Origin of the sequence: Actinomadura citrea (genome assembly GCF_013409045.1) — a bacterium.
Classification (GTDB): Bacteria; Actinomycetota; Actinomycetes; order Streptosporangiales; family Streptosporangiaceae; genus Spirillospora; species Spirillospora citrea.
The window spans coordinates 7550098-7565332 of the sequence record NZ_JACCBT010000001.1; the positions used below are offsets into that span (position 1 = coordinate 7550098).

15 protein-coding genes are annotated in these 15235 nt (G+C 70.7%); 4 read left to right on the forward strand and 11 right to left on the reverse strand.

Features of this window, described 5'->3' with window-relative positions; translation table 11 throughout:
* Positions 1–21 precede the first annotated feature (21 nt).
* The 8 genes from BJ999_RS34495 to BJ999_RS34530 are packed head-to-tail and all read right to left on the reverse strand — an operon-like array spanning position 22 to position 8345.
* Positions 22–1314 carry an MCE family protein gene (locus BJ999_RS34495; RefSeq protein WP_179837139.1) on the reverse strand — a complete coding sequence of 431 codons (1293 nt, stop codon included), beginning with the start codon at positions 1312–1314 and terminating at the stop codon, positions 22–24.
* Positions 1311–2417 (reverse strand): MCE family protein, encoded by a 1107-nt coding sequence (locus tag BJ999_RS34500; protein ID WP_179837140.1) that lies wholly within the window; start codon positions 2415–2417, stop codon positions 1311–1313. The genes BJ999_RS34495 and BJ999_RS34500 overlap by 4 nt, the downstream gene beginning before the upstream one ends.
* Complete coding sequence (locus BJ999_RS34505) at positions 2417–3490, reverse strand: MCE family protein (protein ID WP_179837141.1); 1074 nt, start codon at positions 3488–3490, stop codon at positions 2417–2419. The genes BJ999_RS34500 and BJ999_RS34505 overlap by 1 nt, the downstream gene beginning before the upstream one ends.
* Positions 3490–4512, reverse strand: coding sequence for an MCE family protein (locus tag BJ999_RS34510; RefSeq protein ID WP_179837142.1), 1023 nt, complete (start codon positions 4510–4512; stop codon positions 3490–3492). The genes BJ999_RS34505 and BJ999_RS34510 overlap by 1 nt, the downstream gene beginning before the upstream one ends.
* Entirely contained in the window at positions 4512–5591 is a 1080-nt protein-coding gene (locus tag BJ999_RS34515; protein ID WP_229809963.1) for an MCE family protein, read from the reverse strand. Before BJ999_RS34515 ends, BJ999_RS34510 begins: the two co-directional genes overlap by 1 nt.
* Positions 5588–6691, reverse strand: coding sequence for an MlaD family protein (locus BJ999_RS34520; protein ID WP_179837143.1), 1104 nt, complete (start codon positions 6689–6691; stop codon positions 5588–5590). The genes BJ999_RS34515 and BJ999_RS34520 overlap by 4 nt, the downstream gene beginning before the upstream one ends.
* Positions 6688–7542, reverse strand: a complete 855-nt coding sequence (locus tag BJ999_RS34525; protein WP_179837144.1) for an ABC transporter permease — start codon at positions 7540–7542, stop codon at positions 6688–6690. The genes BJ999_RS34520 and BJ999_RS34525 overlap by 4 nt, the downstream gene beginning before the upstream one ends.
* Complete coding sequence (locus tag BJ999_RS34530) at positions 7542–8345, reverse strand: MlaE family ABC transporter permease (RefSeq protein WP_179837145.1); 804 nt, start codon at positions 8343–8345, stop codon at positions 7542–7544. Before BJ999_RS34530 ends, BJ999_RS34525 begins: the two co-directional genes overlap by 1 nt.
* A 323-nt stretch (positions 8346–8668) precedes the next feature.
* Here BJ999_RS34530 and BJ999_RS34535 point away from each other — a divergent pair, with 323 nt between their 5' ends.
* The 3 genes from BJ999_RS34535 (at position 8669) to BJ999_RS34545 (ending at position 10888) form a co-directional block, all read left to right on the forward strand.
* Positions 8669–9211: a MarR family winged helix-turn-helix transcriptional regulator gene (locus BJ999_RS34535; RefSeq protein WP_179837146.1), complete on the forward strand. Its 543-nt coding sequence runs from the start codon at positions 8669–8671 to the stop codon at positions 9209–9211.
* Between the two features lie 186 nt (positions 9212–9397).
* Positions 9398–10180: an aggregation-promoting factor C-terminal-like domain-containing protein gene (locus tag BJ999_RS34540; RefSeq protein WP_229809965.1), complete on the forward strand. Its 783-nt coding sequence runs from the start codon at positions 9398–9400 to the stop codon at positions 10178–10180.
* Positions 10181–10216: 36 nt separating this feature from the next.
* Positions 10217–10888 (forward strand): TetR/AcrR family transcriptional regulator, encoded by a 672-nt coding sequence (locus tag BJ999_RS34545; RefSeq protein ID WP_179837148.1) that lies wholly within the window; start codon positions 10217–10219, stop codon positions 10886–10888.
* Positions 10889–10957: 69 nt separating this feature from the next.
* Here the strand turns inward: BJ999_RS34545 and BJ999_RS34550 are convergent, their stop codons facing one another.
* Positions 10958–11647, reverse strand: coding sequence for a superantigen-like protein SSL4 (locus tag BJ999_RS34550; protein ID WP_179837149.1), 690 nt, complete (start codon positions 11645–11647; stop codon positions 10958–10960).
* Between BJ999_RS34550 and BJ999_RS34555 the strand changes: the two genes are divergently transcribed.
* Complete coding sequence (locus BJ999_RS34555; protein WP_179837150.1) at positions 11628–12170, forward strand: hypothetical protein; 543 nt, start codon at positions 11628–11630, stop codon at positions 12168–12170. The genes BJ999_RS34550 and BJ999_RS34555 overlap by 20 nt on opposite strands.
* 56 nt (positions 12171–12226) lie before the next feature.
* On the opposite strand, the gene BJ999_RS34560 is transcribed toward BJ999_RS34555, so the two are convergent.
* Both BJ999_RS34560 and BJ999_RS34565 read right to left on the reverse strand, forming a co-directional pair.
* Positions 12227–13519 (reverse strand): PucR-like N-terminal domain-containing protein, encoded by a 1293-nt coding sequence (locus tag BJ999_RS34560; RefSeq protein WP_179837151.1) that lies wholly within the window; start codon positions 13517–13519, stop codon positions 12227–12229.
* A 253-nt stretch (positions 13520–13772) separates the two neighbouring features.
* Entirely contained in the window at positions 13773–14972 is a 1200-nt protein-coding gene (locus tag BJ999_RS34565) for a PucR-like N-terminal domain-containing protein (RefSeq protein WP_179837152.1), read from the reverse strand.
* Positions 14973–15235 lie beyond the last annotated feature (263 nt).

The window sequence follows — 15235 nt, forward strand, 5'->3', positions numbered from 1 at the left end:
GGATACTCCTCGGGGTTGGGGTCAGTCCTTGCCCCGACGCAGTCGGGAAAGGCGGGACACCACGGGCACCGAGCCCATCATGACCCTGATCAGCACCAGAAGGGCGATGATCGGGGGAACGTACACCAGCCAGATCGGCGGTCCGCCGGAAGAGTCGCTCTCGTTCGCGGCCTTCCTGGCCTGCACGTTCCGCTGGAGGGCGGGATCGTGGGTGGGGATCGTCTCGCCCGGGTTCTTCGCCTTGTAGGGCTTCTGCTTGGTCACCGCCGGGGTGCGGCCGCCGGGGCAGGTCGGGACCCGGTTCACCGCGGGCTGCGCGCGCGGGTACTTGTACTCCAGCGTCGCGAGCCTCTTCAGCGTGACCTGGAAGACGACGTTCAGCACGGGCCGGCCCTGGTCCCGTCCGATCACGTTGTCCAGGACGACCTTGAGCTGCGGCGCCACCGCGAGCGTCTTGCGCAGGTCGTTGAGGTAGTTGGGGTCGTAGATCCCGATGCCCAGGTTGCCGAGCATGTCCACGGTGCAGCCGAAGTCGGGACCGGTCTTGTCGAGCAGGTCGTTCACCGTGGCGAGCAGGCCGGGGCCGCGGTCGCGCAGCTCGGCGATCTGCCCGCGGACCTGGCTGAGCGCGGCGGTGAGGGCGGCGAGGTTGTCGATCCCCGCGCCGAGGGAGCCGCGGTTCTGGTTCAGCACGTGGGTGATGCGGCCGAGGTCGTTGGTCAGCCCGTCCAGCAGCTCGGTGTTCTGCGCGAACGTCTGGGTGAGGTCGTCGCCGCCGTTGACGATCTGGCGGAGGGAGTCCTCGCGTCCGGCCCATCCGGCGGCCAGCTCCTGGGTGAGCACCTTGGCGTCGTCCGGGTCGATCGCCTTCAGGGTGTCGATGACGGCGCCGAAGAGGTCGCCGTACTTCGGCGGGACCTTCGTCTGCGACACCGGGATCACGGTGCCGGGCTTCATCGGCGGGGCGCCGGACCTGCCGGGCCCCGGGGTCAGCTCGACCACCGGCTCGCCCACCGCGGACTTGCGGGCCGCGGCGGCGGTGACCCCCTGCGGGATCTTGACGCCGCGCTGCATGTCCAGCCGGACGACGACCTTGTCCTTCTCCAGCCGCACCGAGTCGATCTTGCCGACCCGCAGGCCGAGGTAGTCGACCTCGAAGTTCGGGTGCAGGCCCGGCGAGGACTCGAACTCCACGGTGATGTGGTAGGGCCGGTCGATGAAGTCGAAGCGGACGACGTTGTTGAACGCCCACACGACCATCAACGCGGCGAGCACGCCGAACGCCGCCAGGTTGATCGTCAGCCGTCTGTTCATCCGCGCGGCTCCAGGATCTTGTCGAGGTCCGGCAGGGCGCCCTGGAGCTGCTTGGGGATCTCCGGCGATCCGGCCTTCTTCTTCTTGGGGCTCTGGCTGAGGCCCGGGAAGATCGGCGTTCCGTCCGGCCAGACGATCCGCAGGAGCGGGTACAGCAGCAGCTGGCCGTCATAGGTGGCCCGCGGCAGCTTGTCGGTGAACTCGACCAGGCCGTCCACCAGCGCCGTGAGCCGCTTGCGGTTGTCGCCGAGCTGCTGCAGGACGGGGTCGAGGTCGCGCAGCAGCGCGCGGAAGCGCTGGATGCGTCCCTCCAGCACCTTGTCGTTCAGCTCGCGCGCCGTCGTGGTGAGCTTGTCGACCATCTTGATGATCTTGTACTTGTCCTGGTCGAGCAGCCGGGTGGTGCGTTCGAGCTGCTCGGGCGTCTCGTTCAGGGCGTCGCTGCCCTTGGCGAGGGACCGGCCGAGCCGGGCGAACCGGTCGACCGACTCGCCGAGCTCGCGGCGCTGCTCGGCGAACATCTTCAGCAGCGCGCCCGCCTGCGCGATCGTCTTGTTCAGCTTCTGCCCGTTGCCGTCCAGGGCGGTGGCGCCCGCGTTGACGACCGTCGCGACGTCGTCCCCGGCCAGGGCCTGGATCAGCGGCCCGGCCTGCCCGACGACCTGCTCGAACGCCGGCTGGACGCTGGTGTCGGTGATCGCCGTGCCGGTGGCCAGGTACGGGCCGCGGTTCATGCTCGCGCCGGGCGGCATCTGCAGGTCCACGTAGTTCTCGCCGAGCAGCGAGGTCACCTTGATCTCGGCCCGGGTGCCCTGCGGGATCTTGATGCCGTCCTTGATGGCCAGCGTCGCCTTCGACCGGTAGCCGGCGAGCTCGACCTTCGTGACGGTGCCGATCGTGATGTCGGACATCTTCACGCTGTGCCCCGCGACGAGACCCTGCGCGTCGTCGAACGTGGCGGTCAGCTTCAGGCCGCCCTTCGGCGCGCCCGCCGTCTTGTAGGAGCAGCCGGAGACGGCGAGGGCCGCGGCCGCGACGAGCACCAGCAGCAGCCGGCCGCCGGCCGCCGCGCGGCGCCGTCCCGTGATGACGAGCCTGCCCATCAGTTGCCTCCGTTCTGCCAGGGACAGTTGGAGTTGGGTGCGGGCAGCGGGCAGTCGACGTCGTCGGAGTTCATCAGGCCCTTGAGCCAGGTCCGCAGGAACGCGTCCGTGGCGAAGCGGATCTGCAGCGACTTGTTCTTCGGGTTGTAGCCGCCGATGAGCGCGTCGCTGATGCCGGGCAGCACCCGGATGAGCTGCGCCAGCTCCCTGGCGTTGCCCTTGAGGATCAGGGCCGTCCGGGTGAGGACCGCCAGGTCGTAGGGCAGGTTCCCCTTGTACTTCTGCAGCAGCTTGTCGCCGTTCTTCGCCAGCTCCAGGATGCCGCTGATCAGCTGCTGCAGCTCGCCGCGCTCGGAGCTCAGCACCTGGCTCGCGGTGCCGAAGTCGCGGATCATCGTGCCGAGGATCTGCTCGCGCCCGCGCACCACCCCCGCCAGCCGGCTGAGGTTCTGCGCGACCTCGATGAGCTCCTTGTCCTGCCCGGCGACGTTCTCGACGAGGCGGGCGCTCTGCTCCAGGGTCGCGTTGAACTCCCTGCCGTTGCCCTTCACCGTGTCGGCGGCCGTGCCGAGCGCGCTCTGCATCTTGGTCGGGTCGAGCGCGTTGGCCAGGTTGGTGAACGAGCTGAGCGCGTCGTCCACCTCGACGGGCACGTGGGTGCGCTCGATCGGGATGACGTCCGCGGTCTCCTTGGCCTCCCCCGGCCTCCACGCCGGGTGCAGGACGAGGTTGCGCTCGCCGATCAGGTTCAGCGGGACGATCGAGGCCTGCACGCCCTTCGGCAGCGGGACGTCCCGGCGCAGATGGAAGGTGACCTTCACCCGGTCGCCCTGGTTCTCGACCTTGTCGACGAGCCCCACGTCGGCGCCCATCACCTTGACCTTCGACTCCTCGTAGAAGGAGCGGGCCTTCGGGACGTAGACGACCATGGTGCGCTCGCCGCCCGCGGACGGGGCGAGCGAGCAGCCGCCGAGCGAGGCGGTCAGGGCGAGGCCGAGCGCGACGGCCACGCCGCGCAGCCGGCCGCCGCCGGGACCTCCGGGGGGCCGTCCCCCCGTGCCGTCGCCGCTCATCAGTTGCCTCCCTGCGGTCGCCGCGTGGAGATCGGACCGGCCGGCTGCAGCGGGCCGAGCCCGGTGAGCAGGCCCTCGATGTACTGGCCGTTGCCCTTGAGGTTGGCGACCTGCTGGAACGTCGGGCCGAGCAGCGAGAAGTCGGTGTTCAGCGCGTCCATGTTGGGCGCGAGCCGGGTCGTCAGCAGGTGCAGGTTGTCCAGCAGGGTGTCGAGCTCCTTCTGGTTCCTGGAGATCACGTTGGACAGCGTCCGGACGGTCTCACTGCCCTGCCCGATCGCCGCCGCCAGTTCGTTGCGGCGCCGGACGAGCGACTGCAGCAGCACCTGGCTGGCGTCGATGATCTGGCGCAGCTCCTGGTCCTTGCCCGCCAGCGTGCCGGTGATCGTCTTGCTGTTCTCGATCAGCCGCTGGATCTCGGGATAGGAGTCGTTCAGCGTCCGGGACAGCTCCTGGATGTTGACCAGGATGCGGCGCAGCTTCACCGCCCCCGGCGACCTGATCTTGTTGATCTCGGTGAGCAGCTTGTCGACGCTGCGCTGGTCGAGCTTGCCCACGATGTTCTGCGCGCTCTCCAGGGCCTCCGGCACGGTGAACGGGACGCTGGTGCGCGACAGCGGAATCCGCCGCCGCGACTCCGGCACGTCCGCCAGGTAGGGCTTGGAGACCGGGCCGGACAGCCGCAGGTACCGGCCGCCGAGCAGGGTCGTCGTCTGGATCTCGGCGCGGGTCTTCGGACCGAGGTCGATCCCGGCGTTCACGTGCCAGGAGACGATGACCCTGCCGTGGGCGAAGTCGGGCTCCACGGCGGTGATCCGGCCGGACTTCACCCCGGCGACCCGCACGTCCTGGCCCTTCTTCAGCCCGGCGGTGTCGCTGAACTCCCCGCTCATCGTGTAGCCGCGCTCGAGCAGGTGCAGCTGGCCGAGGGCGAACGCGAACACGCAGCCCGCGCCGAGCGCGGCCAGGGTGACGATCGCGACGATCTTGTGGTTGACGTCGCGCAGCGACTTCAGCGCCATCAGCCGCCACCCCCCAGCAGCATCTTCCTGAGCTTGGTGAGGTCGTCCTTGCTGGGCTGGCCCGCACCGGGCGACTTCGGCAGCTCCATCGGGAACGGGCAGGGGCCCTGGACGACGTTCAGGCAGAGCGCGTTGGTGCGCAGGTAGTGGCCGCCGTTCGCGGACGCGAACAGCTGCCGGAGGGTCAGCGGGAGCTGCTGCACCATCTTCTCCAGCTGGTCGACGTTCAGCCGGAACGTCTCGCTGAACCTGCCGAGGTTGGTGATGATGCGGGCGAGCTGCGCGTCGTTGCCCCCGAGCACCTGGTTGAGGTTGGTGGTCACGCCCGAGATCTCCACGACCGCGCTCTCCAGCAGCTTGCGGTTGTTGGCGAAGACCCTGGTCAGCGACTCCAGGTTGTCGGCGCTGGCGGCGATCTGCCGGTCCCGGGTGGCGATCGCGTCGCTCACCGTCTCGTAGTCGTCGATCATCCCCTTGATCGTCTTCTTCCGGGCCGCGAACGTCTGCAGCAGCATGTCCAGGTTGTCGGTCAGCAGCGAGATGCTCTGCTCGTTGCCGTCCAGCGCCTGGGAGAAGGCGAAAAGGATCTTGTTGAGCTGGTTCGGGTCCAGGTTGCGGGTGAGCGGGCCGAGGCTGTTGACGATGTCGCCGAGGTCCACCACCGACCTGGTGTGCGGGACGCGGTCGCCGTCGCCCAGCCTGCCCTGGCTCGACCCGGGCTCCAGGTAGACGACCCGCTGCCCCATCACGTTGCGCCAGCGGATCGCGGCGGTGGAGTCGGAGGGCAGCCGGACCTCCTTGTCGACGGCCATCTTCACCACGGCCTTGCCGCGCACCACCTTGATGCCCGCGACCTGGCCGACGGGCGTGCCCGCCACCTTCACGGCGTCGCCCTCCAGCAGGCCGGTGACGTCGTCGAACGTGGCGGACAGCCGGTAGCGGGACTTGAAGCTCGTGCCGAGGATCTGCTGGCCGATGTAGAACGTGAGCAGCCCGGTCAACGCCACGAACACCAGGAACTTCAGGATCGTGGAGTACTCGGGCCCGCGCGCGGTCTTGCCGCGCAGCAGCGGGCTCACGGCCGCGTCCCCGTCGCCGTGCGGCCCTGCCCGCCCCGCCCGCCGCCCGTGCCGGGGAGCGGCACGTCGAACGCGGTCGCCTTGGGCTTGACCGCGCAGACGTCGATGAGGATCTGGCAGATGTCCAGCGGGAGGTCGTCGCGTGCCTGGGCGATCAGGGTGCCCTCCGGTCCGGGGATGCGGATGATCTGCGCCAGCAGGCCGAAGAACCCGGTCAGGCTGTCGAGCAGCACCGGGACGTTGCGGCGCTGCCCGTTGAACACCCGCACGACCTGGCCGCCCGAGTCGATGATCCTGCCGAGGTTGCGGCCGTGCTGCTCCAGGTTCGTGCCGACGGTCTGGCCGAGCCGGGTCGACTCGTCCAGCAGCTGGGTGACCTTGTCGGGTCGCTCGTTGACGACCTGGGAGAGCCGGTTGAAGTCCCCGGCGAACCGGGTGAGGGTGTCGCCGCGCGACTCCAGCGTCCCGGACAGGCCGTTGATGTCGTTCAGCAGCGACTGGATCGCGGCCCGGTCCTTGTAGGTCGCGTCGACGACGATCGCGCCGTTGTCGATCGTCCGGCGCAGCGCCGGCCCCTGCCCGGAGAGCCCGGCGCCGAACGTGTGCAGGAGGGTCGCCACGTCGTCGGGGTTGATCGCCCGCGTGAGCCGGTAGGTGGGCCAGGCCGTGTCCGACAGCTCCTTCGGGTCGTTGGTCTTCGCGATCCGCCCGCCGTCCTTCAGGTAGGGGCCGGTCAGCTCGTGCGCGCCGAGGTCGAGGGCGAGGTCCTTCGGGCCGAACACCGAGACCGGCTCGACCGTCGCGACGGCCGTGTCGGCCACCCTGACGCCCTTGTCGACCCGGAGCCGGACGGTGACCCTGCCGTTGCGGTCGAGCTTGACCTCCTCGACCGCGCCGACCGCGATCCCGCGGACCTTCACATCGGACTTGCCGGGGTCGAGGCCCTGCCCGGCGCGGCCGAACGTCGCGTCGTAGTAGGTGGAGCCCGCGTGGGACGGCGTGGAACCGATCGCGACGAACGCCGCGGCCGCCGCGATGACGCCGGCGCCGACCAGCCCGAAGACCGTCCGGGACCGGCTGGACAGTGATTCGTCGCTCATCCGGTCAGCCTCACCGTGCTGCCGTGGCCCCAGAAGATGTACGACAGGACCAGGTTCATCAGGATCATCAGGATGGTCGACTCCCGGATGGCGCGGCCGGCGGCGACGCCGACGCCGACCGGACCGCCCGCCGCGTAGTAGCCGCGGTAGCAGTGGATGAACATGATGATGAAGGCGAACACCGCGACCTTGATGACGCTGTAGAACACGTCGATCGGCGGCAGGTAGAGGTGGAAGTAGTAGTCGTAGATGCCGGGTGAGAGGCCGAAGTACTGGATCGTGATGAACCTCGTGGCGAAGAACGCCATGAACAGCGAGACCAGGTACAGCGGCACCAGCGCGATGACGCCCGCGGCGACCCGGGTGCACACCAGGTAGGCCAGGGAGTTGATGCCCATGACCTCCAGCGCGTCGATCTCCTCGGAGATCCGCATCGCGCCGATCTCGGCGGTGAACCCGGTGCCGACCTGCGCGACCAGCGCGACGCCCGCGATGATCGGGGTGACCTCGCGGACGTTGGAGTAGCTCGCGACCAGTCCGGTGAACGCCTCGGCGCCGATGCGCTCCAGCCCGGGGTAGCCCTGGAGGCCGACCATGGCGCCGGTGGCGAGCGACATCGTCGCGATCACGAAGATCATGCCGCCGCCGATGACGAGCGCGCCCACGCCGACGGTGATGTCGCTGACCTGCTTGGCGAGGGTCTTGCCGTACTTGCGGCGGATGATGATGTCGACCAGGAGGTGGTACAGGACCCGGCCGAGGAACACCGGCAGGTCGGCCGACGCGGCGAGGCCCGCGGTGCGGCCCCTGACGGCGCGGCCCAGCTTGCGGACGGGGAATATGGCGACCATCAGAACCTCGGGGGGAAGAGGACCTGGTAGATCATGGTGAGGATGTAGTTCGTCGCGAACACCACGATCGAGGTGACGACCACGGCCCGGTTCACCGCGCGGCCGACGCCGACGGGTCCGTAGTCGCAGTTCATGCCCATGTAGCAGGCGACCGCGGCGGCGATGAATCCGAACACCCACGCCTTGAACAGCGTGATCATCAGGTCCGAGAACTGCAGCAGGGTGGTGGCGCCGTCGAAGAACGCGCCGGGGCTGACGCCCTGCTGGATGACGTTGAAGTAGTACCCGCCGATGACGCCCGCGAGGATCACCACCGAGCAGAGCAGTCCGGACACCATGCTCGCCGCCCACAGCCTGGGGGTGACCAGGCGGTGGATCGGGTTGATGCCCATGACCTCCATCGCCGCGAGTTCGTCGCGGATGTTGCGGGCCCCCATGTCGGCGGTGATGGCCGACCCGCCCACGCCGGAGACCAGCAGCGCCGCGGCCAGCGGCGCCACCTGCTGGATCATCGCCGCGGTGAGCAGCGCCCCGGTGCCCGACTGCGCGCCGAGCTGCCGGGCGATGTCGCCCACCTGAAGTGAGATGGTCGCGCCGAGCGGCACGGCGATGAGCATGACCGGCACGCTCGTGACGCGTGCGAGGAACCAGCACTGCTCGACGAATTCGCCCCACCACTGGCGCAGGTCCCAGGTGCGGCGCAGCCCTTCGAGGAGGGTCACGCACAGCAGTCCGGTCTCGTCGAGTGCTCTCCCGACGCGTCTGCGTGCCAGGTCCGGGGCCTTGTTCAGGCTCAGGGCCATCAGCCGGTGCCCTCCCCCGGGGCGGGGATGAGAAGGGTCACTCCAGCCTCCTTCGTGCTCGGACGTCGGCGCCCATCCGAAACACCGGATCCTGCCGGTACCGCGGGGGCGCCCTCGTCATGCTCGTTCGCGCGCCACAGCGGTCTCGGCCGAGACCGGTTACCACACGCGACTCCGCGCACCCTCAAGAGCACACGGGCTCCGCCTGTGATTTGAGGCACTCTATTGGAAGAAGGTCTAAGAAGCGAGTACTTACATCTGGTTTTGTCCGAAGCTACGATCAGCCGGTGCAGACCGAGGCGCGACGAGGCGTAGAAGACGAGATGGACGACGGCGTGGACCCGCTGGTCATGGGCGTGCGCGACCGCTGGGAGGGCCAGGGGCTGCTCGGCGATCCGTGGCCGTTCCTGGCGATCTGTTCGGTCGGGCGGCTCAACCAGTTGCTCAAGAAGGCCCTGGACGTGGAGCTGAAGAGGCTGGATCTCACCCAGACCGGCTACTTCCTGCTGACCACGCTCGCGCTCACCGTCCACGGCCGGGCACGGCTGAGCACGCTCGGCCGGATCCTGATGATGCACCCGACCACGGTGAAGCTCACCGTGGACCAGCTGGAGGCGGCCGGGCTCGTCGGCCGGACCCCGCATCCCCGCGACCGGCGCGCCACGCTCGTCGAGATCACCGCGGCGGGACGGGAGCGGGCCAACCAGGTGAGCCAGGCGCTGGAGGCGCCCGGCGGCGCGCTCGCGGCGTTCGACGGGATGCACCGCGAGCTCTTCGAGGCGCTGCAACCCGCGCGTCTGGCCGCCGGCGACGTGGAACTGCTGAACCCCGGCGGGGGGCGCGGCCGTGGACGACAGGCCGGGTGAACCGGGTATCGTCCGGCCTGCGTACTTGCTCTTCGAGAGCACCACACCCGGGCGATAAGGCAGTCTTCTCCTATGCCACAGAGTCACGGCACGCGCAGACGTCCCGCGGAGGAAGCCGGAGGCGCTCAAGGGAGCGCCGGGGGGCGTCGCGGCTCCAGGAGGGCCGGCACCAGGCGCGCCACGCGCGTGCCGGAACCCCGCACGTCGCCTGACGGCCGCGACGCGGGGGGACCCTACGGACCGGAGTTCCTGGAGCCGGACGACTCCCGCGACCCGTACGAGGAACCGGAGGCGCCCCGGGAGCGCGAGGGCGGGCGGCGCGTCCGGCGGGTGCTCACCAGCAACGTCACCATCACGATCGCGGCGATCGGCGTGCTCGGCGGTGCGTTGACGGTGGTCGACCTCGGCAGCTTCGTCGACGACGCGAGCGAGCCGCCCAAGGCCGCGAGCGCGGGCCTGTCCACCAACGACATGCTCGCGAAGCTGACCTCGGCGTCCGACATGGACAAGGTCGCGGCCGACGCGGTCGCGGTCGCCAAGAAGCGCGCCTACGAGGAGCACCAGCGGGAGCTGAAGCGGCTCAAGGAGAAGGCCAAGCGGGACGCGGCGGCGCGGGCGAAGCTCAAGGCCGAGCAGGAGCGCGAGCGGCTCGCCAAGTCGAACCCGAGCGCCGGTCAGAACAAGGCGTTCGGCAAGAAGATGAACGCGATCAAGGGATGGGACCGCTGCTGGCCGTCCCTGCTGACGCTGTGGAACCACGAGAGCGGCTGGAACGAGCGGGCCGAGAACCCCTCCAGCGGCGCGTACGGCATCCCGCAGGCACTGCCCGGCTCCAAGCTGGCGAGCGCGGGCGCCGACTGGCGCACCAGCTCCCCCACCCAGATCGCGTGGGGCCTCGGCTACATCAAGGCGCGCTACAAGGACCCCTGCGGCGCCTGGGCCTGGTGGCAGGCGCACAACTGGTACTGAGCCCAACCGGGCGGCCCGGCCTGGCACCATGGTGTGATGCGGACGAGCAGGGCGCGCCGCGCCGGCGACGAGCGGGCGAACGGCACGGGTGAGGGCGCCGGAGCCGAGGGCGGCGGGGGCCGTCAGTGGGCCCGCGCCGACGCGACCCGCCAGGCGCTGCTGACCGCGGCGCTGCGGGTCTTCGCCGACCGCGGCTACGCCGACGCGGGCATCGCCGAGATCGTGGAGCGGTCCGGTATCAGCGTCGGCAGCCTCTACCACCACTACGGCGGCAAGGCCGGCCTCTACGTGGCGCTGTGGGAGGACCTCACCGAGGAGCAGGAGGCGAGCGCCGCGCAGGCGGTGTCCGCCGCCCGCAAGGACGGCGAGTCCGACCCGATCGCGCTGTTCATCGCGGGCGCCCGCGCCTACCTGCGGGTGTGCTGGGAGCGGCGCGAGGCGGCCCGGCTCTTCCTCGCCGGCGAGGGCCCGTCCGGGTCGTCGCTGATGCGCCGCAGCCGCGCCCAGCACTGGATCGCGCAGAACACCAAGCTGCTGCGCGGCCCGTCCGGCGACGCGCCCGCCGGACGTCCCGAGCAGGTGCTGAGCCTCGTGCTGACGACGGTGATCGGCGAGGCCGGGCGGGAGATCGCCACCGCCGAGGACGAGGCGGAGGCCGCCGAGATCATCGACGAGGTGTGCCGCATCCTGATCCGGCTGGCCCGCTGACCTCCTGGCGCAGGGCCTCCGCCGGCGCCACGGCGGCCTCCGGAAGCCGTGTCCCGGCGGACGCGGCGGTCAGGGGCGGGCGGTGTGGACCCGGCGGACGGAGAGCCGGATCGGGGGGACCGGCTGGAGCGGTCGCGGACGCCGGGCGCGGGCAGGCTGCGGCGGGAGCGTGCGGAGCCGGGCCGCGGTGGGGCGCTTGTCCGCGAGTCGCGAGCCGGCGGCGCGCAGGCGGCGGCGCGCGGCGAGCGGGACGCGGCCGTCGGAGCGCCGGATCAGCCGCATCCTGAGCAGCAGGAGCACCACCCCGGCCGCCAGTGCGGCGAGGAACCCCGCCTGGAGCGCGGTCAACTCCTTGATGGTGAACGGCTCGGGGGGTAGCTCGTGCAGGCTCGACACCGGGACGAGGGGCCCGGAGGCGGGCGCGATCTGCGGGGACTCGGCGGACACGATCGGCGGCAGCGCCACCTGCGGCCCGGCCATGCCGGCGAGGGGGTTGAAGTCGGGCGGGGTCAGCGGCGGGACGCCGGGCGTCGTCGGGCTGACCCCCGGCGGCAGCGCCCCGGACGCGGACGTGATGATCAGCTTGTAGCTGCGGGACACGCTTCTGGCACGGGCCGCCGAGACGACCGCACGCAGGGTGATCACGCCGGGCTCCGCACCGGACGGCGCCCGCACGGTCGCGATCGCGGAGGCGCCGCCGGATCCGACACTGCCGAGGGACTGCGTCCGGGGACCGACCGTGGCGCCCGAGGCCGACATCCGCAGGACGATCCCGTTCGCGGTGGCGTTGGCCGACGCCACCCGCACGGTCGCGGTGATCGAGCCGCCGGGCCGCATCGTCGCCGCCGACACCGTCAGCCCCAGGGACAGCACCGGCGTCTTGGGCTTGCCCGGGCCGGTCGGCGGATTCGTCGGCGGATTCGTCGGCGGATTCGTCGGCGGGTCGGTGGGCGGGTTCGTGGGTGGGTCTGTGGGTGGGTCTGTGGGCGGATCGGTCGGCGGATCGGTCGGCGGGTCCGTCGGCGGGTCCGTCGGCGGGTCCGTCGGCGGATCGGTCGGCGGATCGGTGGGCGGGTTCGTGGGCGGATCCGTCGGTGGGTCCGTCGGCGTGTCGGTGACGGTGGTGGTCGGCGTGGGAGCCGGCTCGTCCGCGAGAACCGGGTGGACGCCCACCATGCCGATGAGCGTCACCGCTCCGAATCCGGCCAGGATCGAAGCCGATCGTGAACGCACCCCGAACGCACCTCCACCGCATTGCGACTATCCCGCCGAATTGCATTGAATTGGATGGAAGCATGCGGCGATTCGGGGAATCAACCCCGCAGGTCAAGGTTCGTTTCAGGTGCTCATATCGCGCCGATCGGGTATTGGGCGATTATCAATCGGTGCTCGTTCCCGGGCGGCGGCGCCATCCCATGCGGCACTCGTGCCGGGCGGTCGCGCGGCACGTTCGCGCAACCGCATCGCACGCAGCACGGCCTCGATCGCGAAGCGCGCCTCGCGGTCGGTCAGCCGGTCGCCCAGGACTCCTTCGACCTGCCGCATCCGGTAGCGGACGGTCTGCGGGTGGACGCCGAGCTCCCTGGCGATGTCGTTGGCGGTGCCGCGGGTCACCAGCCAGGCGTGCAGGGTCTCCAGCAGGCGGTCGCGCTGCCGGGGGCTGAAGCCGTCCATCTCACCGAGGTGGCGGTGCGCGAGCTGGCCGATGAGGGCCTGGTCGGAGAGCAGCCAGAGGGTGATGAGGTGCTCCCCGCAGTCGGTCACCGGGGCGTCCTCGATCACACCGGTCTCCACCAGGCCGAGGGCGCACCGCGCCCAGCGCAGCGAGTCGGCGACGCCCGCGATCGGCACGGTGAGGCCGATGACGACCTGCCTGTCGGGCAGGACGCGGAGCAGGGATCGCCGACGCTCCGGGGTCGGTCTTCCGGGAACGACCAGGAACGGCTGGGCGGCGGTGAGGTCGGCGAGCACGTCCTCGTCCAGGGCGGCCCGGACGTACCGGGCGCCGGGCGGGGCCACAACGGCGGTCGCCTCGTCCGGCAGCGTCCATCCGGCCCGTTCGGCGGCCTCGGCCAGGACGCGGGACGACACGTCGCGGCGGAGCAGGAGCTCCAGCAGGCGGCGGCGGTGCGCCTCAGCCTCGCCGTCCGGGCGGGCGTCCAGATATCCCTCCAGCGCGAGCGCGGCCAGTTCGTCGATGTAGGCGAACAGCGCGTCGGCGAGCTGGGCCATCACCTCGGGCGACACCCGTCGGCGCGGCCCGACCTTCATGATGCGCCGCCACGCGACCTGGGCGCCGATGCGCAGCGCGGCCTGGAAGGTGTCGAGCGTCCGGCCCTCCTGTGCCTCGAAGCGGCCGAGCCTGCGGTAGGTCTCCCGATGGCGCGCGCTCGGTTCCAGCGGGTTGGCGACCCGGTCGACGAAGTCCGTCAGGGCACGGTCGACCCCGATGCGCAATGCCTCGACGTAGGGACCCTTGAGGGGCCGCCCGTACTCGGGGATCGACCGGCGCACCTCGTCGATGATCTCCCCAGCGAGGCTGGGCAGTTCCGGGCGCATCAGCAGGGCGAGCCGGCGCGGCAGCCGGCTCCGGGGACTCGCCGCCTCCCGTGTCAACGTCTGCTGTGTCATGGGGTCGGCACACCTCCAGACACCGCCATCGCGAACGAGGGGGGGGTTCCGGGCGGGGCACCCGGTCGTCCGGATGATCGGCCATATGGCGTCAACACCGAGAGCACGCCGAGCGGGGACCCTGCGCACCCTCCGCATTCTGTGAGCTGAAACACGTTGAACTTAGATCATACGAAATCCAGCAAAGTAAAGGGAAGGTAAATTCAGCAGCCTGTGGCCCTGTAGTCACATTCAGCGCCCAATAGGGGCGGTCTCATTTCAGTGCGGGGCCACGCTCCCGCAACCGGTACGCGCGCAGCACCGCGTCCAGCACGAAACGCGCCGCCGGGTCGGCGAGCTGCCGGTCGAATTCCACGCTGATCTGCCGCATCCTGTACCGGACGGTCTGCGGGTGCAGCCGGAGCCTCTGCGCCGCCTCCACTGCGTTTCCTTGCGCGTCGAGCCACGCGCACAGGGTTTCGGTCACGCGCTTACGCCGGGTGCGCGGCATTCCCGCCAACGCGCCCAGTTCCCGGCGGGCGAGCTGGTCGAGCAGCGGTCCGTCCGAGAGCAGCCACAGCTCCAGCAGGTGCCGCTCGCACAGTGTGGGGCCGCCATCCTCCAGACAGCCCGCCTCCACCAGCGCCAGCGCCCGCCGCGCCCAGCGCAGCGAGTCGGCCGCCTCCCACAGCGGGACGGTCAGCCCCACCGCGGAGCGGCGCTCGGGCAGGGCGCGGCGCAGCATCGCCGCGCGCTCCGCGCCGTATCCGCCGGGGATGAGCAGATGGGGCTCGGTGTCCGCGAGGTCGACGAGCACGTCGCGGTCCATCGCCTCCCGGACGCACCGCGCGCCCGCAGGCATCGCGACCATCGTCACCGTGTGGGGCACCGCCCAGCCGGCGGCCTCGGCGGCCCCGGCGAGCGCGCCGCTCGCCGCGCCGGGCCCGAGCACCGTGCGCAGCAGCCGCCGGTGGTCGCCGGGCAGCTCGTCGGCGGACGACCGGACCTCCAGGTAGCCCTCGACCGACAGGGAGGCCAGCTCGTCGATGTAGGCGAACAGCGCCTCGGCCAGCCGCGTCATGACCTCCGCCGGCAGCCGCCGCTCCCGCGCGACGGACGCCACACGCCGCCACGCGACCTGCACCCCGACCCTGTAGGCCGCCTGCAGCGCGTCCAGCGTGCGCCCCTGGTAGGCCTCGCTGCGACCGAGTTCCCGGCACAGCTCGTCGCGCCGCTCGTAGCCGTCGCCGCCGCCGGAGACCTGGTCGACGAAGGCCGCCATGGCCTGCTCGACGGTGATCCGGTACGCGGCCGGTTCCGGCATCCCCTCCTGCCGCGCGTACTCGGGCACCGATCGCTGGACCTCCTTGAGGATCTCCTCGGCCAGCGAGGGCAGCTCAGCACTCAGAATGGCGATGACCTGTGGCGGGAGAGCTTCGGGACGCCTCCCTCCCCCAACGAGGGCCCTCGTCATTCACCCCTCCCCTCGCACAGTTCGAAGAAATGCGTCGATAAAATGTAACCCACACCACGGCCACCGCACATCATTACGGAAGAGATCCCGCACCCTGAATGGCCGCGACACTCACCGGCCAACAAAAATGGCCGGTTCGAACGATCAATCGGAGACAATCCGGAGAAGCACCGCGCCCCGCCCGTTCCCGCCCGGCCGCCTCGCCTGGCCCGCCAATCACCCCTGCACCCCGGCCGGAACTATGAGAATCTTCCGCCATTACA